Genomic DNA, 24,546 nt, shown 5'->3' on the forward strand with positions numbered 1-24,546 from the left:
CCTGACCGGGCTCTGACCGGCCCTGACAGGCACTGACAGGCACTGACGCCAAGGGACCCGGCGAGGAACCGCCCGGTAGGCTGCTGCCTTGCCCGTCAGCCCCGAAAGGACTGCGCCGTGCCGACGTCAAGCGCCAGCGACGCCTCCACCGAAGTCGCCGCCTCCAAGCCGCCCGCTGCCAGCGGTGGTGTCCAGTCCCTCGAGCGCGCCTTCGACCTCCTCGAACGGATGGCGGACGCCGGAGGCGAGGTCGGCCTGAGCGAGCTCTCCGCCAGCAGCGGCCTCCCGCTGCCCACGATCCACCGCCTGATGCGCACCCTGGTCGCCTGCGGCTACGTACGCCAGCAGCCCAACCGCCGCTACTCCCTGGGCCCGCGCCTGATCCGCCTCGGCGAATCGGCCTCGCGCCTCCTCGGCACCTGGGCCCGCCCCTACCTCGCGCGCCTGGTCGAGGAGACCGGCGAGACCGCGAACATGGCGCTGCTCGACGGGGACGAGATCGTCTACGTCGCGCAGGTGCCGTCCAAGCACTCCATGCGGATGTTCACCGAGGTGGGCCGACGGGTCCTCCCCCACTCCACGGGCGTCGGCAAGGCCCTTCTCGCCCACACCCCGCCGGAGGAGGTGCGGGCCCTGCTCGCCCGCACCGGGATGCCCGCCGCCACGGAGAAGACGATCACGACGCCGGAGGGTTTCCTCGACGCGCTGGAGGAGGTCCGCAGGGCGGGCTTCGCGGTCGACGACAACGAGCAGGAGATCGGGGTGCGCTGCCTCGCGGTGTCGGTCCCCAACTCCCCCACGTCGGCGGCCATCTCGATCTCCGGCCCGGCGGGCCGCGTGACCGAGGCCGCGGTGGAGAAGATCGTGCCGGTGCTGCAGGAGGTGGCGGTGGAGCTTTCCGCCGCACTGGCCAGCTCGGGGCCCGCGGCCTGAGGAGCCAGGGGCCTGAAGGGGCGGGGGCCTGGGGCGGGGGCCTGAAGGGGCGACGGCCCTGGGGTCACGCTTGCGCGCGGCTACCCGCCCCAGGCCCACGGGGCGGAAGCGCGGCCGTCGGGGTCGGCTCCGTACGGTAGGAGGGGCTCCGCGGGGAGGCACCCCGCGGCCCGGGCCCGCCGGGCGAACTCGTCCGCTTCGGGGGAGTCGGCCTTCCGGAGGTTCGCCAACAGCTCTTTGCCACAATCGGATGTCGCCCAGTTGAGGTCGACCTGCGAGGCCGGGGCTCGCCGCAGGAGGCCCTGGAGCGCCTCCTCGTCCTCCAGGGCCATGAACGCTTCGAGCAGCTTGGAGACGCTGTTCATGTGTCCGAGGTTCGCGCCCGCGACGGCACGCCGTACGAGGACGTCTCGCGGCCCGGACAGCCCCGCGGCGTTCATCACTTTCAACAGGGCGGCGATGCCGATCGTGTCCCTGAGGTCGATGCCGACGGCGGCACGGTCGGCGAAGACCCGGGCGGCCTCATCGGCCCCCGCGGAGACGAGGACGTCCAGGAGCGTCTCGTGCGGTTCCAGGTCCGTGTAGATCCCCACGACGACCCGGCCCACCCGGCCTTGGTCCAGCAACGCCCTTATCGCGTCCGGGGCATGAGCCGCGTGGCAGTACCACGCGAGAATGCTGACGTCGTCCAGATCCGTGCTGGTGGTGTGGGTGACGTGGTGCATCGCCAGCCGCCGGGCGGCGTCGTGCGCGCCGGCCTCCGACAGGGCGAGTACGGCGAGAAGTCCGTGCCCCGTCCCCACATTCGCCTCGGCGCGCGTCACGAGACCATCGATCGCGCGGTCGGCGCCGACCGACAGCAGGACCTCGACGACTCCCTCGATGAACTCGGAGACGTGGAGGTCCAGATCATCGACGAGCTTCATCGCCATGGCGTCGAAGACGTCCACGGCACCGGCCCTCCGCAGGGCGACGAGCAGGGGCTGGATCTCCTGCGGGTCCTCGTACCACACGTGCCCGGGCACGTCCCGCCGCAGCAGTGACGCCAGGGCTTCCTCACTTTCCGCCGAGATGAGCAGCTCCAGGAGAGTGGTGACGGTTACCGGGTCGGCCAGTTCCAGCTCGGCGGCGGCGCGGTCGGCCAGAACGGCGAACTCGTCCATGGCCCCGGACTCCCGAAAAGCACCGAGCAGTTCGCACACGTCCCTCTCGACATCATCGACCGGCCCCGGCATGAGGCCCACATGCCGGGCCGGCCCGCGGCTCAGCAACGTGCGAAGGCCGTCGTCGTCCCCGGCGAGGCGAAGAACTCCCAGCAGACACCGCACAGTTGCGGCATCGGTCAACCCGATCCGGGCCGCCACGTCGAGCGCGAGCAGGGAGCGCACGGCGCCCTCGGCCCCGGCGTACCACAACTCCTCCATCAGGTACGGGATTTCATCGGGCCCCAGTCGCGAAGCCTCGGTGGTGATCCGGGTGGCGAAGATGTCCAGGAGGTCGTGAGCCTCCGCCGCGCGCAGGGACCGGATGAGCGACACGGCCGCCCAGGTGTCCGCCGGGTCGACTTCGTCGGCCGCACGCCGGGCCGACGACCGGAAGGAATCCTCGGAGCAGACTCGCCGGAGAGGGGGCAGGGCGAGCGCCAGGTCACGCGGGCCGATCCGAGCGGCGTGGCTCCGCAACGAGTTCAGCAGAGCCTGGACGACGTCAGGAGAGGCACCTTGGGCACCGGTGGCGGCCTTGTCACCCTTGCCCGTCAGAAGCGCGGCCAGTCGGGCGCCGGCCGAGACGTCCGCCGGATCGGTCCGGGCCACGAGCCGGCGCGCGAGCACGTCGAGGGCTTCCTGGTCCTGCGCCGCGGCCAGGAGATTCCACACCCGCTCGACGTGCTGCGAGTCGTACAGGCCCGCCTGCGCTGCCGCCCAGCGCGCGATCCGGTGGGCGTCCGGGTGCGTCGCGGTGCGTTCGAGGACACGGACCAGGGCTTCGGGACTGCCCGCCTGCGCGGCCCTGCGGTCGAGGTCGATGGCGTACCGGAACAGCCCGCGCTGCCAGGCGGCATCCTGTAGCAGCGCGAGATCCGCGATGCTCGTCGTGTGGCGGCACAAGGCCTCCCACAGGGCCGCCGAACCGGCCTGGTCGGCGCGGACGCGAGGGATGTGCTGACGTAGGTAGTCGGTCGGCTCGTACAGGGGCGGGGCTCCCGCGGCGTCCCGGCGAGCCCTCAGTGGCGTCAGGGTGCAGCGGATGTCGGTGCGCGTGCCGTCGGGCCGTTCGCCGTCGGCCAGCGCGTCGAGGAGGGGCGCCGCCCAGTCCGCGCTCGGCGCCCGGTGGTGCGGGTCGAGGGTTCCGTCGGCGGCTTGCGCCAAGAGGGCCACGGGCAGCGGAGAGGTGTGGCCGAAGCGGTGGGCGTCGAGCGCGGCGGTGATCAACGCGTGCTCATGGCGCGTGAAATGGTCGCCGGGGCCGCTCAGGTAGGCGTCGAGCAGTTCCGGGCCGCCGCTGAGGTGCTGCACCAGGCGCCCGTCCCGCGCTCCCGCCTGCTCCGCGTAGATCAGACGGACGTCCCCATGGGACTCGGCGAGGTCTCGCCACTGGTCCCGCTCCTCGGGGGACAGCTCGGCCGGTACCCGGATCCGGTACGCGTGGGCGCCGATGAGCAGGGCGCGCGCATGCGGATAGGGGTCCCGGGGCTTTCCCTGCCTGGTCAGCGTCTGCCAGTGCGGGTTCTGCCACAGGGTGGCGACGGCTGCGACGCCGGGGTGCCGGTCGAGGAAGAGACGCAGTTGCGCGGCGGCGGCTTCGCCCTCGGTGTCGTACAGGATCCGCTGGAACTCGTTCAGCCACAGGAGGGTTCCGGGACGTACCGCCCCATCGGCCAGCAGCGACAGCAGGTCCCGTGCGGTCGCGGGCCGCAACAGTGGTTGTTCGGGGGCCAGTTCACGTACGGCTTCGTAGAGGGCCCGGGTCTTGCCGGTGGAGGACTCCCCCGTGAGAACCAGTAGCGCCGAAGATCCACCGGAGAGCGCCTTCCGAAGCCGGTCGCGCAGTTCGCCGTCCAGTTCACGGCTCAGGTACGGGGACAGGGTGGGCGGCGTCGGGCGCCGGGGCTTGGGCAAGGGCGCTTCATGCACCTCCAGTTGCTCGGCGGTCAGGTCCGAGAGCGATTCTGCTTTGAGCCGGCCGGGCGGTGGCGTATGCCGCGGGGTGGCGTCGTGGTCCCGCAACGCGGCGTCGCGCGCGTCGTCGGCGGCCACGGCACACAGCCGAAGCCGCAGCAGGGCGGGAACATCGAGTTTCAGGGCACGCGCGAGTGCCCCCACGGTGTCGGGGGTGGGGATGTCGTGGCCGGGGTTGAGGGCGGCGCTGACCGATGTGCGTCCCAGCCGGGCTCGGCGAGCGAGCTCGGCCTTGTTGAGCCCCGCGGCCACTCGCCCGGCTTCAAGGCGCGCCCGCAGCTCCCGCGATGCGTCCACCGGGTCCCGCGTACCGTCCGCTGCCACCCTCCCTGCCCCTCAACTCCCCGTGCCGTCCACCGGTGTTCGTCCACCGGTGTTCACCGGTGTTCATCTTTGTCCGCGCGCACCACGGCGAACAGCCGTTTCGGCAGATTCGGCACAGCATCCCTCATCAACCGCGGCCCTCACCTGGCCGGTACCGAAGGAGAAGAACGCCGTGTCCGACCGCACCGTCATGATCGCGCTCGCCCTGGCCTTGACCACCGTGATCGCCGCGTTGGTCGCGGCCGGGGCGGGGTATCTGGCCCGTCGCGACCAGGCCGGCTACCCAGCCGCGCTGACGCGCGCCGCCGTAGCCTTCGCCGCCACCCTGACCCTGACCGCCGTGCTCACGACAGCGCTCGTCGCCGTCAGCGCCAACTGACGCAACGAGAGTTCTGCGTCAGCACTCTCATACCTCCCTAGCCCGAAGACCGGTGCCCGGCGTCACCCCGGATCAGCCCCCGCCCCGTCGCCACCGCCACCGCCGCCGTGCGGGAGTCGACGCCGAGCTTCGCGTAGATGTGCACCAGGTGGGACTTGACCGTCGCCTGGCTCAGGAAGAGTTGGCGGCTGATCTGGAGGTTCGAGAGGCCCTCCCGCACCAGCCGCAGTACCTCGAGCTCCCGCCCGGTCAGCGCCTCCCCCGGCGCCCGCATCCGGTCCATCAGGCGGTGGGCGATCGCGGGTGCCAGCGCGGACTGCCCCGCGGCGGCGGTCCGTACCGCCGCGGCCAGCTCCTCCGGCGGCGCGTCCTTCAGGAGGTATCCCGCGGCCCCCGCCTCGACCGCGGCGAGGATGTCGGCATCGGTGTCGTACGTCGTCAGGATGAGCACGCGCGGCGCTCCCGGCTGGGCGGCGATCGCCGCCGTGGCCCGCGCCCCGTGCATCCCCGTTCCGAACTGAAGGTCCATCAGGACGACGTCGAACCCACCGGTCGCGGCGAGCGACACCGCGGCCTCCGCCGTCGCCGCCTCGCCCGCGACGGCGAAGTCCGGCTCGGTGTCGAGCACGGCGCGCAGCCCGGCCCGTACGACGGGATGGTCATCCGCGAGGAGCAGCCGGATGGGCTCCGGCACCCCGGCGCTCACCGTGTCGGCCCCGGCGCTCACGGCGTGGCCGCCGTCGGGAGCGGCAGCGTGACCGCGACGGCCGTCCCCTGCCCCGGCGCCGACTCCACGCTCAGCGTCCCGCCCAGCGAACGCGCCCGTGCCCGCATCGCGGGCAGCCCGAATCCCCCGTCGTCCCCGGTCTCGCGGGGTGCGGACGCCGGGTCGAAGCCGCGCCCGTCGTCGACCACGTCCAGGGACACCGACGTGTCCATGAAGCTCAGCGTGATCTCGGCGCGCCCGGCACCCGCGTGCTGGAACGTGTTGGCGAGGGCGGACTGCGCGGTGCGGAGCAGGGCGACCTCGTAGGGGGTGGGGAGCTCGGCGGGCGTACCGCTCACGCTGAACTTGACCTGTACCTCGGTGGACGCGGCGTCCTCGGCGCCGGGCGGCGCGGACGCGGAGAGCCGCTCAAGTGCTCCCGCGAGCGACCCGTGTTCCAGATCCGGCGGGCTGAGGGCCCGTACGAAGCGGCGTGCCTCCGCGAGGTTGTCCTGAGCGGCGACACGGGCCTGCTCGATGTGCGGGGCGGCGGGCGATCCCGCGGGCAGGGCGCGTTGCGCGGCACGCAGCAGGAGCTGGATGGAGGAGAGCCCCTGCGCGAGCGTGTCGTGGATCTCGCGCGCGAGACGCTCACGCTCGGCGAGGGTGCCCGCGGTCCGCTCGGCGGCGGCGAGCTCGGCGCGCGTGGCCATGAGCTCGTCGATCAGCTCACGGCGCCGCTCGCTCTCCCGGTACAGCGCCTCGTACCCGAGGACGGTGGCGACCGCCATGGCCGCGCCGAGCAGCGGTCCGATGAAGCTGCCCGGCGAGATGGGTGAACCGTGCAGCAGGAAGCTGGCGATGGCGGCAGCGGCGGTGAGCGCGACGGCGGGCAGGGCCCAGCGCAACGGCAGCAGATGCAGTTGCAGGAAGTACAGGGGGAAGGCCGTCCACAGCCCGTCCGGGGACAGGACGAGCAGCACCGCCCAGCACACGCCGAGCGCCGCGAGCCACACCGCTGCCGCGCGCTGCGAGCGCGCCACGGCCGGACTGAGCGTGCCCGCCGCGTAGACCGCCCCCATGAGCAGCGCGACGCCCACCACGGCACCGCCCCGCGGTCCGCCGTCGGCGACGGCCCGCACCGCGGCGAGCGCGAGCAGCCCGGCGAGCAGCGCATGCAGGCAGAGGCGCAGGGTCAGGGCGACGGGGGTGGTCCGGGAGGGCGTCAGGGAGTCGGCGGAGAGCATCGGAGCCTCGGTCGGGGATGAGGGCGGCGTCGGGGGTCCGGCGCTCCCCACGGGCCGGGGCCAGGGCGCGGTGGAGGTGTTCATCGGACCCTCCAGCGTAGGCGCAGCCGCCCTCGCTTCCGTCAACCGAAAGGTTGATCGCGGGCTCCCTCCTTCGATTCGGGTGAAGCGTGCTGTGGCGCGATGCCGTGGGGGCGTGCGCGGACGGAGGGTGGGGGCATGTTCGTCGCATGGAGAGACCTTCGGTTCGCCAAGGGGCGGTTCGCCCTGATGGGAGCCGTCGTCGTGCTCATCACTCTGCTCGTGGGGCTGCTTTCCGGTCTCACCGCCGGGCTCGCCAAGGAGAACACCTCCGCGATCACCGGCCTGCCCGCCGACCACCTGGCCTTCGCCGCGCCGCCGTCCGGCCAGTCGGTCTCGTTCACCGCGTCCCAGGTGGAACAGCGCGCCTGGGAGAGCTGGGCGGATCAGCCCGGCGTAGGGTCCGCCGAGCCGATCGGCATCAGCACCCTGAACGCCACGGCGGGCGACCGCTCGGCCGCCGTGTCCGCGTTCGGCGTCGAGCCGGACTCCGGGATCGCGCCGTCCGGCATCGCGCCGGGCGAGGTCGTGCTCTCGGAGAAGGCCGCGGCTGACCTCGGTGTCGTCCCCGGGGACACGGTGCGCCTGGGCGGGGGCGGAAGCCGGGGCGAGGAGCGGGTCGCGCGGGTCGCGTCGGACGCCTCGTACAGCCATACGCCCGTCGTGTGGACCGCGCTCGACGACTGGCAGGGGCTCGGCCACCGGGGTACGTCGATGGACGACCAGGCCACGGTCATCGCGCTGCGGACCGGTGGCGGGGTGGACCTCGCGGCCGGGGACGAGGCCGCGGGCACGGAGACGAAGTCCCTCGACGGCGCGCTCACGGCCATCGGCTCCTACCAGGCGGAGAACGGTTCGCTGCAGCTCATGCGCGGCTTCCTCTTCGTCATCTCGGCGCTCGTCATAGGAGCGTTCTTCACGGTGTGGACGATTCAGCGCGCCGGTGACATCGCGGTGCTGAAGGCGCTGGGCGCGTCCACTCCGTATCTGCTCGGGGACGCTCTCGGACAGGCCGTGCTGATGCTGGCCGCCGGGACCGCCCTGGGGACGGGGATCGCGGCGCTGGTCGGCGCCGCGATCAGCGGCGGCGACGTCCCCTTCGTACTCGATCCGCCGACCGTACTGTGGCCCGCCGCCGTGATGATCGCCCTCGGGGCGCTGGGCGCGGGCCTGTCCGTCCGGCGGATCACCGCCGTTGATCCGCTGACCGCGCTGGGGAGTGCCCGATGAGTCTGTCCCTCCACGACATCACGCTGACGTACCCGGACGGGGAGGGGAGGCTCACGGCGCTCGACGGCGTCGGCCTCGATGTCCCCGCCGGAACACTGACGGCGGTCGTCGGCCCGTCCGGCTCCGGGAAGTCCAGCCTGCTGGCGGTGGCGGCGACGCTGGTGACGCCCGACCGGGGGCGGGTCGTGGTCGGCGGCACGGAGACGGGTCCGCTGTCGGCGGCCGAACGTGCGGAGCTGCGGCGCAGGAAGATGGGAATCGTCTTCCAGCAGCCGAATCTGCTGGCGTCGCTGACGGCGCTGGAACAGGTGGAGCTGATGGCCCGCCTGGACGGCGGTGCGGGTGCCGGCACCGCCAAGGTCCGGATCCGGGCCCGGTCGCGGGAGCTCCTCGACACCGTGGGCCTGGCGGATCTCGCACACCGGCGCCCGCACCAGCTCTCGGGCGGCCAACGCCAACGGGTCGGCATCGCAAGGGCGTTGATGAACGCCCCTGCGGTACTCCTGGTCGACGAGCCGACCAGCGCACTGGACCACGAGCGGGGCGCGGCGGTCCTGGAGCTCCTGGGCCGGCTCACACGCGAGTGGGCGACAGCAACGGTCCTGGTCACCCACGACCGCGCGCGACTGGGCGTCGCCGACAGGGTGGTGGAAATGACGGACGGCAGGCTGGGCGCTTTCAGCGCTTCGGGGGCGTGAGGCTGCCGGGCGGTGGTGCGATCTCAGCCCGTCCGGCGTTTGAGGACGAGCTCGGCGGAGCCGGTGATCGACGGTGCCCGAAGGTTGGCGGGGCGGGAATTTCGTGCCTCGCCCCACCACCCGCAGCAGGCGTAAGCCCTACCTGGCCCCCGGCTCCCCGAAGAGCTCCACCGCTCCCCGGACCGCCGCGAGCCCCGACGCAAGCGCGCTGACGGAGCCGATCGCCCCCGCGACCAGGAGCAGCGACCGCCGCAGCCTCGGCACCTCCGGCGCGCCGCTCAGTGCCATCGAGGCCAGCGCCGCCAGCTCTTCCTCGGCGATGCCCCGGTCGGGAAACTCGACCGGATGCGCGGCGAGCTCACGGCGCAGCTTCGACACCGCCGTGCCCAACTCCGCGACTCGCGGATCCTCATCGCTGCCGGTCACTCGCCTCTGCCCCACGCTCCGCAACACAGCTCTCCCCCTCGCACGACTCGTGCGCTCGTGCGTATGTTCTCGTGCAGATCTTGCCGTCCCCGCGCGGCGTTGGTCAGACGCCAGAGGGACGCGGATCAGTAAACGCCACAGGAAGCAGGACGCGCCACTTTGTGGCCGGAAGACACCGCCTCCGGCGCCGGGAGCCCGCGACCGCGCGGTCCGGGTGCGGTATGCAGGAGCCATGACGAATCCGATGATCGCCGGTCTCCTCCTCGCCGCGGGCGGCGGGCGACGCCTCGGCGGCCGGCCGAAGGCGCTCCTCGACCACCAGGGTCGGCCCCTGGTGGAACACGCGGTCCGCGTCCTGCGCGAGGGCGGCTGCACACGCGTGCACGTGGTGCTCGGCGCGGACGCCGATGTCGTACGGAAGAAGGCCTCGCTCCCCGGGTGCGTACTGATCGACAACCCCGAGTGGGCTCAGGGCATGGGTTCGTCCCTGCGGGCGGGGCTCGACTCCCTGCTACGGAGCGGCGCCGAAGAGGGGGGCGCGGCGAACGCCGCACTCGTCTCGCTCGTCGACCAGCCCGGCATCGGCCCGGCCGCGATCGCCCGCGTGCACGCCGCGTACCGCTCCCCCGCCACCCTCGCGGCCGCCGCGTACGACGGGGAGCGCGGCCACCCGGTGCTCTTCGGCGCCGACCACTGGGCGGGCATCGCGGCGAGCGCGGTCGGCGACCGCGGGGCGCGCGCCTATCTGAAGGAACACGCGGGAGAAATCACCCTCGTCGAGTGCGGGGACGTGGCCGAGGCGTACGACATCGACACCCCCGCCGACCTGATCCACCTTGAGTGACCGGGATGGCACTCAGCGACACGTTCTGTCGATGAAGAGAATCTCGACATCAACAGACGATTGAACTTCCACTATGAGGAAACTAGTATCCACTGTTCAGAAGCACCCGTTCCCTCAAGTGGGGTCCACGGCCGTATCTCGGCTCCTGTGGCACTGAGTGTCACTGAGACTGCCCGGCGGCCGCCGCGGCACCACTCGTGAAGCTCGCTGAAGGAAGTGACAGCTCATGTCCGCACCAGCGCAGTCCCCGCTGGCCATCGTCGACGCGGAGCCTCTGCCGCGGCAGGAGGAGGTCCTCACCGAAGCGGCCCTCGCCTTTGTGGCCGAGCTGCACCGGCTCTTCACGCCCCGCCGTGACGAGCTCCTCAGCCGCCGCGCCGAGCGCCGCGCCGAGATCGCCCGCACCTCCACGCTCGACTTCCTCCCCGAGACCGCGGCGATCCGCGCGGACGACTCGTGGAAGGTGGCGCCGGCCCCGGACGCCCTGAACGACCGCCGCGTCGAGATCACCGGTCCGACCGACCGGAAGATGACCATCAACGCCCTGAACTCGGGCGCCAAGGTCTGGCTCGCGGACTTCGAGGACGCCTCGGCGCCCACCTGGGAGAACGTGGTCCTCGGCCAGCTCAACCTCGCCGACGCCTACGAGCGCAACATCGACTTCACGGACGAGCGCAGCGCCAAGTCGTACTCCCTGAAAGACGCCGGCGAGCTCGCCACCGTCGTGATGCGCCCGCGCGGCTGGCACCTGGACGAGCGCCACCTGCAGTTCGAGGGGCAGCCGGTGCCCGGCGCGCTCGTCGACTTCGGCCTGTACTTCTTCCACAACGCCAAGCGCCTCATCGAGCTCGGCAAGGGCCCGTACTTCTACCTCCCGAAGACGGAGTCGTACCTGGAGGCCCGCCTCTGGAACGACATCTTCGTCTTCGCGCAGGACTACGTCGGCATCCCGCAGGGCACCGTCCGCGCCACGGTCCTCATCGAGACGATCACGGCCGCGTACGAGATGGAGGAGATCCTCTACGAGCTCCGCGACCACGCGTCGGGCCTGAACGCGGGCCGCTGGGACTACCTCTTCTCCATCGTCAAGAACTTCCGTGACGGCGGCTCGAAGTTCGTCCTGCCGGACCGCAACCTCGTGACGATGACCGCCCCCTTCATGCGGGCGTACACCGAACTCCTCGTCCGCACCTGCCACAAGCGCGGCGCGCACGCGATCGGCGGCATGGCGGCGTTCATCCCGTCCCGCAAGGACGCGGAGGTGAACAAGGTCGCGTTCGAGAAGGTCAAGAACGACAAGGACCGCGAGGCGGGCGACGGCTTCGACGGCTCCTGGGTCGCGCACCCGGACCTGGTCCCGATCGCGATGAAGTCCTTCGACGCCGTCCTGGGCGAGAAGCCCAACCAGAAGGACCGTCTGCGCGAGGACGTGAAGGTCGCGCCCGGCGACCTGATCGCCATTGACTCCCTCGACGCGAAGCCCACGTACGACGGCCTGGTCAACGCCGTCCAGGTCGGCATCCGTTACATCGAGGCCTGGCTGCGCGGCCTGGGCGCCGTCGCCATCTTCAACCTCATGGAGGACGCGGCCACCGCCGAGATCTCGCGCTCGCAGATCTGGCAGTGGATCAACGCGGGCGTCGTCTTCGAGAACGGCCAGACCGCCACCGCCGACCTCGCCCGCGAGGTGGCCGCCGGTGAACTGGCCGCCATCCGCGCCGAGATCGGCGAGGAGGCCTTCGAGGCCGGTAAGTGGCAGCAGGCCCACGACCTCCTCCTCCAGGTCTCCCTGGACGCGGACTACGCCGACTTCCTGACCCTCCCGGCCTACGAGCGGCTTCGCTGATTTCTCGTACGCAGTTCATGGCTGAGCCCCCGGCACCGCACAGCGCCGGGGGCTCAGTCATGGGCCCCTCAGGGGGCGCGGGGAACTGCGCGACAAGCCACAAACGGCCCGCAGCTAACCGAGATGCGAGGACCAGTCCTGTTCAGCCGCGGGCTTCCCGTGCAGATCAGGCACCCGCTTGAGCCAGGCGGGCCGCCCCTTCTCAGTAGCCGCAGCACGCCGGGCATCGGCGGCGGCAAGCTCACCCCGGGACGGGAAATCCACCGGCAGCCAGGCCGCCGAGGCCCGCGCCCGGGCCAGCAAGAAGGCAACGTACGCCTCCCGCACCTCGTCAGGCGACGAGAACCCCGGCTCATCCGCCAGCCACGCGTCAGGCACCAGGGCGGCGATGTCACTGAGCACGGTCTCCGTGACGAGAGGCGCCAGCTCGGCATCAGCGGCGGCCGTATCGGGCCCGTACCCCCCGAGGGCGTGGTGGCGGAAGTCGTAGACCTTGTCCGGCGCCGACGCGCCCCAGCGGTGGTGGAAGACCAGTGCCGCGCCGTGGTCGATCAGCCACAGCTTCGGCTGGTGGATGCCGAACGTGGGCCAGATCATCAGGTTCGAACTGTGCACCGTGCGGTCGACGTTGGCCGTGAGGGCGTCGAGCCAGACCACCTTGCCCGCCTCCAGCGGGTCCACGTCCAGCGCCTCGGGGGTGAAGTCCACGGCGCCCGGCAGGAGGTCCATGCCGAGGTTGATTCCGGCGCTGGCGTCCAGCAGATCCCGCACCTCCTGGTGCGGCTCGTCCGTCGCCACCGCCGGGTCGAAGTCGACCAGGACGAGCTCGGGGAAGCGCAGGCCGAGCCGGCGGGCCAGTTCGCCGACGATGATCTCGGCGACCAGTGCCTTGCGGCCCTGCGCAGAGCCGGTGAACTTCACCACGAAGGTGCCGAGGTCGTCGGCCTCGACCACGCCGGGCACGGAGCCCCCGGTGTGCAAGGGGTTCACGTACCGGGTCGCGGTGACTTCTCTGAGCACCTCCCCAGGCTATACGGCCCTCACCTCATGATCCCGAGGTGCCCGTGACCGGGCACTTCTGCGCCGCCGGAGCGGCCGGAGCCGACGCCGTGGAGGTGGACGCGGGTGCGGGTGCGGCCACCGTGCGGCTCACCGCCGCCGCGCCCTCGCGTGCCTTCACGCGCACCATGACGTCCTGCAAGGGGCGCAGCGAGATCACCGGTGAGCCGTACTGCAGGGAGTGGCCCGGGATCATGCTCAGCTTGAACCGCTGGTTGATCATCGTCACGATGGTCCGCAGTTCGAGCAGGGCCATGGTGTTGCCGATGCACTGCCGCGGGCCCGCGCCGAACGGGAAGTAGGCCATGCGCGGGCGCTCCTTCACCGCCTCCGGGGTGAAGCGGTACGGGTCGAAGGCCAGCGGGTTGTCCCAGTGGAGCGGGTTGTGGTGGGACACGAGCGGTGAGAGCAGGATCGACGAGCCCGCCTCGATGTCGTAGCCGCCGAGGCTGTCCGGGCCGACGGCGGCGCGGGGGAAGATCCAGATCGGCGGGTGCATCCGCAGGCTCTCGTCCACCACCATCTTGGTGTACGTCAGCGCGTCGGTGTTCTGCGTGTCCGGCAGGCCGCCGCCCAGGACCTGGGCGATCTCCGCGTCCAACTCCTCCTGCACCGGCGGGTGGTTGGCGATCGAGAGCAGGGTCCAGCAGAGCGACACCGCGGTCGTCTCGTGCCCCGCCAGGTAGATGGTCAGGAGTTCGTCGCGCAGCTCCTGGTCGGTCCAGGGCTCACCGGTGACGGGGTCCTTGGCCTCTTCCATCAGGGATATCAGCGAGCCCTCGCCGGTGCGCGCGTAGCTCTCGCGGACATCGGCGACGATCTTGTCGAAGACCCGGTGGATGCGGGCGATCTTGTGCTTGCGGTCGGTCGGCAGCCAGGACGGCATCATCTCGGACGGCGTACCGCGCCGGAACATCACCTCGACCACGTCGTCGACGATGTGCTTGAGCACCTTCGACGAGGGCTTGATGTCGTAGGCGAACAGCGAGCGGCTGAGCGTGATCAGGGTGAGCTTGAGCATCTCCGTCATCAGGTCGACGGGCTCGTCGCGCGCGGCCTTGGCCTCCCACTCGTCGAGCATCTCGTTCGTCGCGGTGACTATGTTCGGGACGATGTCGAGGATGGTGTTCTTCTGGAACGCGGGCTGGACCGCACGGCGGTGCCCACGCCAGTACTCGCCGTCCGTGGTGAGCAGGCCCTTGCCCATGACGACGCTGAACTGCTCGTACAGCGGGCCGCGTACGTAGTTGCTGTTGTTCTTCACCAGGACCTGCTGCACCGCTTCGGGGCCGGTGATCTGGTGGACCGTCATCGGTCCGAGCCGCATGCGTACGGTCTCGCCGTAGTCGCGCTGCAGGCCGAGGAGGAACTCGGCGGTGTTGCGCCGCCAGGAGCCGAGGCTGCCGAGCAGCGGGACTCCCTTGGGGCCGGGAGCACGGGCGGCGCCGCTGGGTGTGGTGGCGGGGGCTGTGGTGGCGGTCATCGGCGGTCTCCTTCGTGGCGGGGCTGCGGGCGGAGCTGCGGGCTCGGCGTCGCCCGGCGGGTCTCGTCGCGGGGCACCGGGAACACCCGCCGCACGAAGAGGTTGTCGAAGACGACGTCCGGGGCGAGGCGGCGCAGGGCGAGGGTGCTGCGGGCGAGGAATCCGACGGGGTAGCGGGCGCTCGGGCGTGGGCTGCGGACCGTGCGCTCCACCACCTTGGCGACGTCGTCGGACTGGATGGCGAAGGTGCCTGCCAGGGAGCGGCGGCTGCCCGTGTAGATGGCGTCGAAGTAGTCGGCCGTGCGCCGGCGGAACGCTTCGTAGTCCTGGCTCACGGGCTTGAAGTTGGCCACGTAGGTGGCACCGAAGTCGGTCGTGCGCACCGGGCCCGGCTCGATGAGGACGACCCGGACGCCGAAGTCCGCGACCTCCAGGCGAAGGGCGTCGCTCAGTGCCTCGACCGCGTGCTTGGACGCCTGGTAGAAGCCGCCGCCGGGGACCGCGTAACGGCCGAAGATCGACGAGATGTTGATGATGGTGCCGCGCCGCGCGGCACGCATCGCGGGCAGCACGAGCTGGCTGAGGCGGGCGAGTCCGAACACGTTGGTCTCGAACTGCTGCCGCATGTCCTCGATTCCGACCTCCTCGACGACGCCCGAGGTGGCGTATCCGGCGCTGTTGACGAGGGCGCCGACCGAGCCGTGCTCGGCCTCGATGAGGTCGACGACCTCACGCATGCTGTCCTCGTCGGTGACGTCCAGGCGCAGCGTCCGGATGCCTTCGGCCGCCAGCGGGGCGAGGGTCTCCGGCCTGCGCGCCGTGGCGTACACGATCAGGCCGGACCGGTGCATCCGCAGGGCGCAGGCGCGGCCGATCCCGGAGGAACAGCCGGTGATGAGCACGGGCAGGGATGTCGTCATCCCACTCTCCTATTCTCTGCCCCGATCATCGGGGATGTCCCTGTGCGGGGTACCGCGGCAGCAAGGGGAATTCGGGTCTCTTGGAATTCGGGTGACTTGAGATTCGGGCTTCTTGGAGTCCGGGTCTTCGGGTCGCGCGCCGGCCCCGGCACCCGAGGGCGCCGGGGCCGGTCCTTTTCAGCCCAGGGCGCCGAGCTGCTTGGCGAGTTCGAGGCCGTCCAGCGAGAACCAGCTCTCGACGATCTTTCCGTCCTTGAATTCGTCGATCACGATGCCGCTGACGGCGAATGCGCGGCCGATGGCCGGCACGCCCTCGTAGGGCTCACCGGTGTGGGTGCCGCGCGCGGTGAACCGGCTGACGACCTTCTCGCCCTCCAGGATCCAGTCGTCGACCGTCACGTGCAGGTCGGGGAAGGACGCGCGCTGGAGGCGCACCCACTCCTTGAGGTGCTCGACGCCTTCCTTGCCGTTCGGGGCCGTTCCGTGGCTGATGTGGTCGTCACCGGCGCCCTCGTAGATCACGTCGAGGTTGCCCTTGTTGAGGCACTCCTCGTAGTAGCGCTCCAGTACGGCCTTGTTCTCCTGCAGATTCGACATGTCTACCTTTCCTTATTTCCGTGCGGTGATATTTCGTGCGGTGATATATGGAGCGTTGGTACAGGGGCGGTGGTCAGCCGTTTCCGACCGGCCCGCGCGGGCCCGAGACGCTCATGACGGGGGTCCCGGATTCCGCGTTCTTCACTTTCCACACCCCGAGGGCCGTGTCGCCCTCGACGAGGGAATTTCCGTGCTCCTCGGAATGGAGCGTGATGCGGCCGAGGACCAGCGGGTCCCTCGCGACCGAGACGCCTTCGCCCTGGCTGGCGCCGGCCCGGACCACGTTCTCCAGCGCGGAGACGGGCAGTACGGTGCGCGGCGAGTGGAGCGTCGCCCACAGGTCGTTGGGGACGCACGGCCGCACCACGGCGGTCAGGAGGCCGTCCGGCCCTTCGGACCAGTCGGCGGCCGGCACCACCGAGCCGCGCCAGCTCAGCAGCGGCGGGCCGGAGCGCCAGACGGTCGTCGGCTTCACGTCGGGCCGTGCCAGGACGGGAGAGCGGGTGCCTCCCGGCTCGTGGACGACCCGCAGGCTCGCCTCGGGGCCGTCCCCGGCGGCGTCCGCAGCCCGCCGGAAACGCACGGTGACCACCCAGGTGTCCCCTTCGTGCGCACCGGTCACCTCCCGCTCCCACACGGTCGCCCCCGCGTCCAGCCGCAGCAGGTCGAGCGGTACGACGACCTCCTCCAGGGAGCCCGCCCGCAGCGCCGGGAAGTCCTCGGGGACGATCCACTCCGCGCCGCGTACCGCGCTTTCCAGGAGGATGCTCACCGGGACCGCCGCCGTGCCGTCCACCTGGAAGTCGCCGAGGACCGGCGCCCGGTGACGGTCGAACGTCACCCGCGACACCATGCGTGCGTGCGGCTGATACGTCGTCACCTCCCCCAGGTGGAAGATCCGCGGGAAGGTGTCGTTGAAGCCGGGCAGGTCCGGCACGACGGGGTAGTCGGTGGCCTGGCCGGGGCTCATCGCCCTGCCCAGCGGCCCCACGAAGGTGACCTCCCCGTCGGATCCGGCCCGCAGCTCCGCCTGCCACTTGGCGAGGCCCTCGGTGATGTCGATGGCCGCCATGTAGCGCAGCGTCGCCGAGAAGTTGGAGATGAGGCCGATGCGGTCCCAGGTCGGCCAGGCGAGCGTCATCACGGGGAAGTCCGCGCGGCGGCTCGCCCACCGGCCGAGGCGTGCCAGACCTTCGTTGGCCGCCGCGTATTCGAGCTGGCCGACCATGCCGCCGAGCCGCCCGGTGAGGGAGCCGACGCTGCAGAAGAACTTGAGTTGGTGGCCCTGCAGTTGGTCGAAGAGGTTGAGGAAACCCCCGATCTTCGTGCGGACGGTCCGCAGGATCTCCTCGTCGCTCTTCTTGGGCAGCCTGGCCGCGGTGTCCACGCCCGCGTTGTGCACGACCCCGGTCAGCGCGTCGCCCTCGCGCTCCACGAGGGCGCGCACCTGCTCCAGGTCGGTGAAGTCGCAGCGGGCGTAGTCGACGCGCAGCCCGCCTGCCCTGGCTTCGGTGATGTTCGTCGAGAGTTCCCACAGGCGGCGGGTGCGGGCGATGTCACGGCGGATCTCCACCGGTGTCGCCCCCTGCCGCAGCCGGGCCCACAACTCCTTCTCGTAGGCCTTGAGTTCGCTCTCCCCGGCGCCGAACCACGGTTCGTCGCCGGTGGGGAACTCCTCCCGGCCCGTCACCACGACCCGCAGGCCGTGGGTGGCGGCCAGCGAGCGGGCCAGCTCCCAGCCGATGCCCCGCCCGCCGCCCGAGATGAGCACGCAGTCGTCGGGGCCCAGCGGGACGGTGGGCCGCCCGGCGGTCCGGGCGACGGGGGTGAGGGTCAGCCGCTGTCCGTCGCGGTGGCCGACCTCCAGCTCGCCGGGCCTGCCCAGTTCGGCGGCGACGATGCCCGGCAGGTCGGCGAGGGCGTCCAGGCTCGTGTCGACGACGCGTGCGTTGCAGTTCGGCAGTTCGCGGTGCAGCGTCTTCGCGAGCCCCGCCCAGATGCCGCCGAGCGGCTGCGTCAGGTCGTCATCGGGGTGGTGGCCCATGCCGCCGCCCAGGTAGGTCACGGCCAGGTAGTACAGGCGCCGTGCCGAGGTCTCGGCGGACCAGTCGTCGTAGTGCTCGCGCAGCGCGGCCACCGTCTGGAGGAGCGGCTCGCGCCAGGCCTCGCCCAGGTCGCCGGGGCCGGACGCGCCGCCGCCCACCGTGAGGTCGACGATCGCGTCCACGGCTCCCTCGGAGGCCGCCGGGTGGCGGCGCACCAGGGCGCCGTACCCGGTCAGTTCACGCTCCACGGCCGCGGCGGTCCCGTCGTCGCCGCCGACGATCAGGACCCGCATCCCCGCGAGGCGCGCGGGGTCGGCGGGGGGCGCCGGCAGAGCGGTGAGGTACCACTCCATCCGGCTCACCGCCTGTACGGAGGCCGTGTCCGCTGTGTCGGCGGCCACCGGCGAGGGCGGCCGTTCGCGTACGGATGTCGTCATGCTGCGGTCTCCTCCCTCGTCAGTCACGGTCGGCCGAGACGGCTTCGCCGGTGCGGGCGTCGACGTAGCCGATCAGCGTCGCCTGCATGTCCTTCATCTGCAGGAGCATCCGGCCGTCGGGCCGGGTCGCGACGAACCGGTTGTCGATCAGGTCCGCCGTCAGGTCGAAGCCGGGCGGCGTGGCGTACAGCTCGATGTCGTCGCCGGACCGGGACAGGGACAGGTCGTTCGTGTCCTCGTACAGGTCGATGCGGCGGATCGACAGTGGCGCGGCGACGGGGATCAGATGGCCGTCGACGAGGTCGAGGACCCCGACCCGGGCCAGGCCGTCGAGCAGGATGCTCGGGACCGTGAACCGGGGCCACGTCGGGTCGCCGTCGGGCAGCGACAGGGCGTAGCGGCCCCGCTTGCCGTTGGGGTGGATACGGGTGTCGGTGGTCGACACGAAGGGGCCGGTGAGCTGCACCGGTGAGCCCGGCTGGTGGTACGGGTCCGGTACCGGGGTGTCGTCGGCGGTGTCCCACGCCTCCCACCGCGGGGCGGTGGAGTAGGAGTCAGCGAGCAGGACGCGGGCCGTGAAGTGCACCCGGTCCTTGATGAGCACGACACCTGTCGGGGACACCACGTCCTCGGTGATCCGCACCTCGACGGCGGTCGTGGAGCCGTCGGTCGACGCGATCCGCGCGTGCAGCCGCTTGGGGGCCGTCGGCAGGTCGCGGTAGACGCGCAGGAAGTGCTCGAACCGCAGGTCCTCGAAGGCGACGACGTGCTGGTCGGGGACCAGGTACCGGGCGGCCTCCGCGGCCAGTTCGGTGACGAACGTACCGGGCAGGGTCGGCTCGCCGCGCACCGTGTGGTGCTCCAGATAGCCGTCGGTGTCCAGGTCGAAGGGGCACTCGAACTCGGCGGACGTGGCCGTCGACTCCACGAGGCGGCGCAGGAAGAAGCCGGGCTGTGTGGGCGCCGCCTCAGCGGTGGCCGGGTCCTCCGTGAGGTAGCCGGGGTAGAACTCCTCGACGGTGGCGCGTTCGGCCTCTCCCAGGTGCACGAGGGAAGGCCGCCTGACGGGCGCGTGCAGTTCCTGTACGAAGTGGTGCACGCCCTCGGGCACGGCCATGCTGCTGTAGGAGCCGGCCCGTTCGTAGTACGCCTTGGTCAGTTCGTTGGCGCCCATGCCGACACCGGCCCACAGCGTCCACCCGACGGTGAACTCGTCGAGCCCCGAGGTGGCCGCCGCGTAGGTCGCCGCGGTACCCAGGAAGTCGTTGGCCGATGCGTAGTCGGACTCGCCGAGCTGCCCGAAGTACCCGAGCAGCGAACCGAAGTTGCACCACATGCGGGGCGGTGCGTCGCGCAGCGCGTACTTGAGGTTCAGGTACGACTCGACCTTCAGGTCACGGATCGAGGTGAACTCCCCGAAGTCCTTGTCCTTGATGAGTGCCGAGCGCTGCAGACCCGCGGCGTTGACCAGGAGGTCGATCCGCCCGTGCTCCTCGAGCACCGCGCCGATCGCCTTCTCCACCTGGGCGCCGTCACGCATGTCGCACTGCACATAGGTGACCCGGCCCGCGCCGCTGTGTTCCGTCATCGCGTCGAGGTTGTGGCGGGCGTCCCGGGCGTTGAGCATCCGGTCGAAGGCCTTGTTGAGGTCCGCGACCGAGGGGCCCTTGGCCGCGCCCTTGCCCTTGCCCCTCGCCTTGCCCTTGTTCTTGGACTTGGCCTTGGCGAGTTCCGTCTTGATGTACGCCGCCCGGCCCGCCGCGAACTCCTCGTCGCTGCCCTCGAAGACCGACGGCGGGTAGCTGTCCAGGTCGTTGCTGCCGAAGACGTGGATACGGGGGCCGAACTCGGCGGCGACCTCCTTGAGCACCTCGGCGGTGATGCCACGGGCGCCGCCCGCGACGACGACCACGGAGTCCCGGTCGAGCGCCGCCGGTGCGGAGGCGTCGAGGACGATCGGCTCGTCGTGCAGCCGGGGGGTGCGGCGCACCCCGTCGGCGTCGACGACGACGGGGAAGGTGCGGTGTGCCCGGCTCTCCTCCTCCACGCGCCGCACCCCGTCGGCCACTTCGGTGGCCGAGGTGAGGAGCGCGAAGCTGGTGCTGTCGGTGAGTTCGCGTCCCGCGCTCTTGAGCAGGCCGGTGAAGAGCCCGGAGTAGGGGTGCGGGGTGCCGCCGGGCACCGCGTCGAGGAACAGCATGACGAGGGTGGACTCGGCGGTGGAGAGACCGGCATGGGTGTTCTGGAGTGCCAGGTACGTCGCGTCGTGCAGGGCGAGTACCGGCGCCGAGCCCTCGGTGAGCGGCTGTCCGGCGGGCGCGGAGCTCCCCAGGCCCGCGAGGACCCGCAGGTGCGTGACCGGTTGCCCGGCGTCCGCCAGGGCCGCGCGGACCGTGTCGGGAGTGACCTCGGGCAGGTGGTGCCAGCCGGGCCTCGGGGCCTTGAGCGGGGTGGTGGACAGCACGGTCAGCGCGCTGTCGGGGCCCACCGCGTCGGCCAGCGGGCCGGGTATGTCGGTGACGACGAGTGCGCCGTCCGGCAGGAACGCGATGGGCTCCCGCACCTGCCGGGCCGGGATCGCCTCGAGGACCGGAACCTGGCGGCGTACCCGCAGGGGAACGCCCTCGCCGGTGTGCGTGTCCGACACGAAGCTCGGCGGCAGGGTGCCGGTGACGGAGGACCCGTGCTCCCCGCCGTGTTCCGAGGCGGGCTCGACGGGACCGGGGACGGTCAGCCGCAGCCGGGCGCCCGGTGCGCCGCCGGTCTGGTCGCAGGAGACCTCCACCGTGCCGGCGGGCCCGTGCAGGGCCTTCAGCACGGCGAGACCGCCGGCCGCGCCCAGGTAGCGGGCGTGCGCGGGCTCCGTGCACCGCACGGACTCCCGCTCGGGTGCGGCGCCGGGCTGCTCGGCGGCGCTGCCGAGCGGCTCGTCGACGTACGCCAGGATCGGCAGGCCCTCGGCCACGGCCCGCTCCTCGGTGGCGAGGGCGAACAGGAAGGCGCCCTCGGCGAGTTCCTCCTCCTGCTCGGGGAGCAGGCCGCCGATCAGGGAGCGGTACGCGGGGAGGCTGTTGCCGTTGATGCCGCCGGCCAGCGCGAAGTCCAGCTCGCCGGTGCGCAGGTAGCGTCCGGCCGAGGTGATCGACGACAGCGCGGAGGCGAAGCCCGAGTCCATGGTCATGTTCGGGCCGTTGAGGTCGAAGTAGTTCGCGACCCGGGCGGAGATGATGTTGGGCATCTGGCCGGGGAACGCGTCCTCGTTGGACTCCGGGATCATCGCCTTGACCTGCTCGCGCAGCCGGTCGAGGACCTGCCCGGCGGCCGGTGAACCGGCCAGCGGCGAGTCGGCGACGGCCTGCCCGATGTCGTCGAGGTAGCAGCGGTTCGCGTACAGCATGGCGGCCCGGGTCGGGCCCATGTGCCCGACGAACACACCGGTCTTGGCAGCCTGCTTGCCCCAGAACTCGGGCATCTGGTCGCGGAGGCGGTGGGCGCACTGCAGGATCATCAGCTGGCAGCGGTCCAGCGCCCTGATGGTCTTGGGGGGCAGCCGCACCTCGTTGAACGGCGGCGACGGGTAGTCGGCGCCGAAGGTGTCCAGCGGCGGCTTGCCGCCGGCCAGCCAGTCCGAGACCTCGTCGCGGTCGGCGAGGCCGGGCAGGTGCGAGGACCAGCCGACGATGACGACGCGGCTGTCGGGGTCCGGCTTCTTGGTGGCGGGGATCGTCTCGGCGGGGGCCTCCGGTGCCTGTGCCTGCACGCGAGGTGTCTCCAGGCGCGGCTGGTTCTCGGCGACGATCAGGTGCGCGTTGGTCCCGCCGAAACCGAAGCCGGACACGGCGGCGAGCCTGGGCCTGTCGCCGTGTTCGGGCCACTGCGCCGCCTCGGCCGGGATGTCCAGCTGGGTGTCGGCGAGCCGGAAGTCCTCGCGGGGGTTGGTGAAGCGGAACTGGCCGGGCACGGTCTGCTTCTCGAGACCCTTGAGGTTCTCGATGAGCGAGACGACGCCGGCCGCCCAACCGGTGTGTCCGATCAGGGACTTGTTGGAGGTGACCGCCGTCGCCCGCGAGGTGCCGAAGTGCTCCCGCAGGGTGGAGAACTCGGCGAGGTCACCGGCGGGGGTGCCGGTCGCGTGCGCGTTGATCCAGTCGACGTCGTCGCCGTTGACGTCGCCGTTCTCCAGCGCGCGCTGCACGGCGAGGCTCTGTCCCGCCGAGTTCGGGGCGTAGATCGCCTTGCCCTTGCCGTCCGACGAGGAGCCGAACGCCCGCAGCACACCGAGGACCTGGTCGCCGTCCGCCTGGGCCTTGCTCAGCCGCTTCAGTACGACCAGGGCGGCGCCGTCGGCGAAGATCACGCCGTCGGCGGCCTCGTCCAGGGCGTGCACCTTGCCGCTCTTGGACAGTCCCTGGAGCTTGGAGAAGAGCACGGTGCCGCGCGGCGCGAGGGCGAAGGCCCCGCCGCACACCGCGATGTCCTGCTTGCCCATCAGCAGGCCCTTGGCCGCGATGTCGATGGCGTACAGCGACGAGGAGCACGCGGTGTCGACCATGTGCAGCTCGGTGGACGAGGGCAGGATGCCCTCCATGGCGAGCTCACCGACGCGGTGCGGCAGGAACCGGGAGGGGTTCTCGCCGCGGCGCCGGTAGCGGTCGGTGAGGGAGGTGTCGATGCCCCCGCGCAGCGCCTGCCGTTCGGCGTCGGACATGGCCAGGTCGTCGATGATGTCGTGCGTCATCCTGGTGACGCTGTCGAGGACCCCGGCCTCCTCGAGGTGCTGGCTGCCGTCGGGGGTGTAGCCGACGACGAAGGAGCAGTTGTCGGTGTCGCTGCGGCGGACCCCGTCGAGCGCCTGGACCAGGCTGTGGCGGAGCCACTGGGTGGTGAACTCCTGGTCGTCGGGGCTCCCCTCCATGCCGTCAAGGGAGCCTTCGGCGGGCTCAAAGCCGGTGATGAACACACAGTGGTCGGCGTACGCCTTGTCCTCGGCGGCGGTGTCCGGCGAGTGGAAGCGCTCGTGTTCCCAGCGGTCGGCGGGGACCTTGACGAACAGTTCGTCCCCCGTCATGCGGAGCTTCCAGAACTCCTCGGGGCTGTTCGCCCCTGCGACGGCCAGACCCATGCCGACGACGGCGATCGAGTCGTCCCCGAACTCCGCCTCGGTGAGGGGCACTTCGGCTTCCACGACCCGCACGGGCGCATCGTCCTGGGGCACGTCGGCCTGGGGTGCCTCGACCACGGGCGACGAGGCCACCGGCGCCGAGGTCACCGGCGCCACGACCGGCTCCGCAGCCGGCACCGCCTCCGCCGGAGGCGACAGCAGCGCCGCGCCCAGCGTGAGGCCGCCGTCGGCGAGGACGACCTGGCCGGTGATCCAGCGGGCGTCGTCGGAGGCGAGGAAGGCCACCACGGTGGCGAACTCCTCCGGTGTGCCGAGCCGCCCGAAGGGGGTGGCACGGGCGATGACGTCCTTCATCCGGTCCGCGTCGGGGAACTTGTCCGCGACCTCGCTGGTCAGCATGGCGGCGGACGCCGTGTTGACCCGGATGCCCAGCGGCGCGAGCTCCACGGCCAGATAGCGCGACGCGGCCTCGGCCGCGGCCTTCGCCGGGGCGCAGGCCAGGTAGTTGGCCATCACCATCTGGGAGCCGCCGAGGGCGGAGACGGTGACGATCGAGCCGCCGCCGCCCCTGGCCATCAGCGGTGCGGCGCCGCGCGCGACGCGCAGCCCGCCCTTGTAGTTGGTCTCGATGGCCTTGTCGAGGTGTGCGTCGGTGACCTCGGCCACCGGCAGCAGCGCGCCGTCGGCGGCGCTGTTGACGAGGATGTCGAGCCGGCCGTGCAGCCGGTCGATCTCCGCGAACATCCGGTCGACCTGCTCCTGCCTGGCCACCGATGCGCGGATCAGGTCGACCCGGTGGCCGTCGGCGGTCAGCTCGTCGCGGGTCGCCTTGGCCTGGTCGTGCGAATGGAAGTAGTTGAGGACGATCGAGGCGCCGCGCGAGGCCAGTTCACGCGCGATGGCCTTGCCCACACCCTTCGATCCGCCGGTGACCAGGGCCACCTTGCCTGTCAGGTCTTTCATGGAACACGTGCCCTTCTGGAGCCGATT

16 protein-coding genes are annotated in these 24,546 nt (G+C 71.6%); 6 read left to right on the forward strand and 10 right to left on the reverse strand.

The genetic code is table 11. The features are described 5' to 3' along the window. The first annotated feature begins 117 nt into the window (after positions 1-117). Positions 118-933 (forward strand): IclR family transcriptional regulator, encoded by an 816-nt coding sequence (locus tag AB0E78_RS29755; protein WP_361838737.1) that lies wholly within the window; start codon positions 118-120, stop codon positions 931-933. An 80-nt stretch (positions 934-1,013) separates the two neighbouring features. On the opposite strand, the gene AB0E78_RS29760 is transcribed toward AB0E78_RS29755, so the two are convergent. Continuing rightward, the gene (locus AB0E78_RS29760; RefSeq protein WP_361838740.1) at positions 1,014-4,436 is read right to left on the reverse strand and encodes a helix-turn-helix transcriptional regulator; all 3,423 of its coding nucleotides are present in this window, start codon (positions 4,434-4,436) and stop codon (positions 1,014-1,016) included. A gap of 172 nt (positions 4,437-4,608) precedes the next feature. On the opposite strand from AB0E78_RS29760, the gene AB0E78_RS29765 reads away from it, so the two are divergent. Further along, positions 4,609-4,815 (forward strand): hypothetical protein, encoded by a 207-nt coding sequence (locus tag AB0E78_RS29765; protein ID WP_361838744.1) that lies wholly within the window; start codon positions 4,609-4,611, stop codon positions 4,813-4,815. A gap of 37 nt (positions 4,816-4,852) precedes the next feature. On the opposite strand, the gene AB0E78_RS29770 is transcribed toward AB0E78_RS29765, so the two are convergent. Together AB0E78_RS29770 and AB0E78_RS29775 are read right to left on the reverse strand one after the other, a co-directional pair. Further along, positions 4,853-5,509, reverse strand: a complete 657-nt coding sequence (locus AB0E78_RS29770) for a response regulator transcription factor (RefSeq protein ID WP_361839183.1) — start codon at positions 5,507-5,509, stop codon at positions 4,853-4,855. A gap of 29 nt (positions 5,510-5,538) precedes the next feature. Then, positions 5,539-6,768 (reverse strand): sensor histidine kinase, encoded by a 1,230-nt coding sequence (locus AB0E78_RS29775; protein WP_361839185.1) that lies wholly within the window; start codon positions 6,766-6,768, stop codon positions 5,539-5,541. 219 nt (positions 6,769-6,987) lie between these two features. Here AB0E78_RS29775 and AB0E78_RS29780 point away from each other — a divergent pair, with 219 nt between their 5' ends. Together AB0E78_RS29780 and AB0E78_RS29785 are read left to right on the forward strand one after the other, a co-directional pair. Continuing rightward, positions 6,988-8,079, forward strand: coding sequence for an ABC transporter permease (locus AB0E78_RS29780; protein WP_361838747.1), 1,092 nt, complete (start codon positions 6,988-6,990; stop codon positions 8,077-8,079). Further along, positions 8,076-8,777, forward strand: coding sequence for an ABC transporter ATP-binding protein (locus AB0E78_RS29785; protein ID WP_361838750.1), 702 nt, complete (start codon positions 8,076-8,078; stop codon positions 8,775-8,777). Before AB0E78_RS29780 ends, AB0E78_RS29785 begins: the two co-directional genes overlap by 4 nt. A 138-nt stretch (positions 8,778-8,915) precedes the next feature. On the opposite strand, the gene AB0E78_RS29790 is transcribed toward AB0E78_RS29785, so the two are convergent. Then, positions 8,916-9,230 carry a DUF5955 family protein gene (locus tag AB0E78_RS29790; RefSeq protein ID WP_361838753.1) on the reverse strand — a complete coding sequence of 105 codons (315 nt, stop codon included), beginning with the start codon at positions 9,228-9,230 and terminating at the stop codon, positions 8,916-8,918. Between the two features lie 205 nt (positions 9,231-9,435). Here AB0E78_RS29790 and AB0E78_RS29795 point away from each other — a divergent pair, with 205 nt between their 5' ends. Then, entirely contained in the window at positions 9,436-10,047 is a 612-nt protein-coding gene (locus tag AB0E78_RS29795) for a nucleotidyltransferase family protein (RefSeq protein WP_361838756.1), read from the forward strand. Between the two features lie 226 nt (positions 10,048-10,273). Continuing rightward, positions 10,274-11,893 carry a malate synthase A gene (gene aceB / locus AB0E78_RS29800; protein WP_361838759.1) on the forward strand — a complete coding sequence of 540 codons (1,620 nt, stop codon included), beginning with the start codon at positions 10,274-10,276 and terminating at the stop codon, positions 11,891-11,893. A 114-nt stretch (positions 11,894-12,007) separates the two neighbouring features. Here aceB and AB0E78_RS29805 read toward each other — a convergent pair whose 3' ends face one another. The 6 genes from AB0E78_RS29805 to AB0E78_RS29830 all read right to left on the reverse strand — a co-directional run bounded on the left by AB0E78_RS29805 (position 12,008) and on the right by AB0E78_RS29830 (position 24,519). Further along, on the reverse strand, positions 12,008-12,913 hold the full coding sequence (locus AB0E78_RS29805) for a HipA family kinase (RefSeq protein WP_361838761.1): 906 nt from the start codon (positions 12,911-12,913) through the stop codon (positions 12,008-12,010). Positions 12,914-12,938: 25 nt separating this feature from the next. Then, the gene (locus tag AB0E78_RS29810) at positions 12,939-14,435 is read right to left on the reverse strand and encodes a cytochrome P450 (RefSeq protein WP_361838764.1); all 1,497 of its coding nucleotides are present in this window, start codon (positions 14,433-14,435) and stop codon (positions 12,939-12,941) included. Beyond that, the gene (locus AB0E78_RS29815; protein WP_361838767.1) at positions 14,432-15,355 is read right to left on the reverse strand and encodes an SDR family NAD(P)-dependent oxidoreductase; all 924 of its coding nucleotides are present in this window, start codon (positions 15,353-15,355) and stop codon (positions 14,432-14,434) included. Before AB0E78_RS29815 ends, AB0E78_RS29810 begins: the two co-directional genes overlap by 4 nt. Positions 15,356-15,532: 177 nt before the next feature. Further along, positions 15,533-15,952 carry an ester cyclase gene (locus AB0E78_RS29820; protein ID WP_361838769.1) on the reverse strand — a complete coding sequence of 140 codons (420 nt, stop codon included), beginning with the start codon at positions 15,950-15,952 and terminating at the stop codon, positions 15,533-15,535. 73 nt (positions 15,953-16,025) lie between these two features. After that, positions 16,026-18,434: a KR domain-containing protein gene (locus tag AB0E78_RS29825; RefSeq protein ID WP_361838772.1), complete on the reverse strand. Its 2,409-nt coding sequence runs from the start codon at positions 18,432-18,434 to the stop codon at positions 16,026-16,028. Positions 18,435-18,453: 19 nt separating this feature from the next. Further along, positions 18,454-24,519 carry an SDR family oxidoreductase gene (locus tag AB0E78_RS29830; RefSeq protein ID WP_361838775.1) on the reverse strand — a complete coding sequence of 2,022 codons (6,066 nt, stop codon included), beginning with the start codon at positions 24,517-24,519 and terminating at the stop codon, positions 18,454-18,456. Positions 24,520-24,546: the final 27 nt, after the last annotated feature.

Origin of the sequence: Streptomyces sp. NPDC032198, from assembly GCF_040636975.1 — a bacterium.
Taxonomy (GTDB): domain Bacteria; phylum Actinomycetota; class Actinomycetes; order Streptomycetales; family Streptomycetaceae; genus Streptomyces.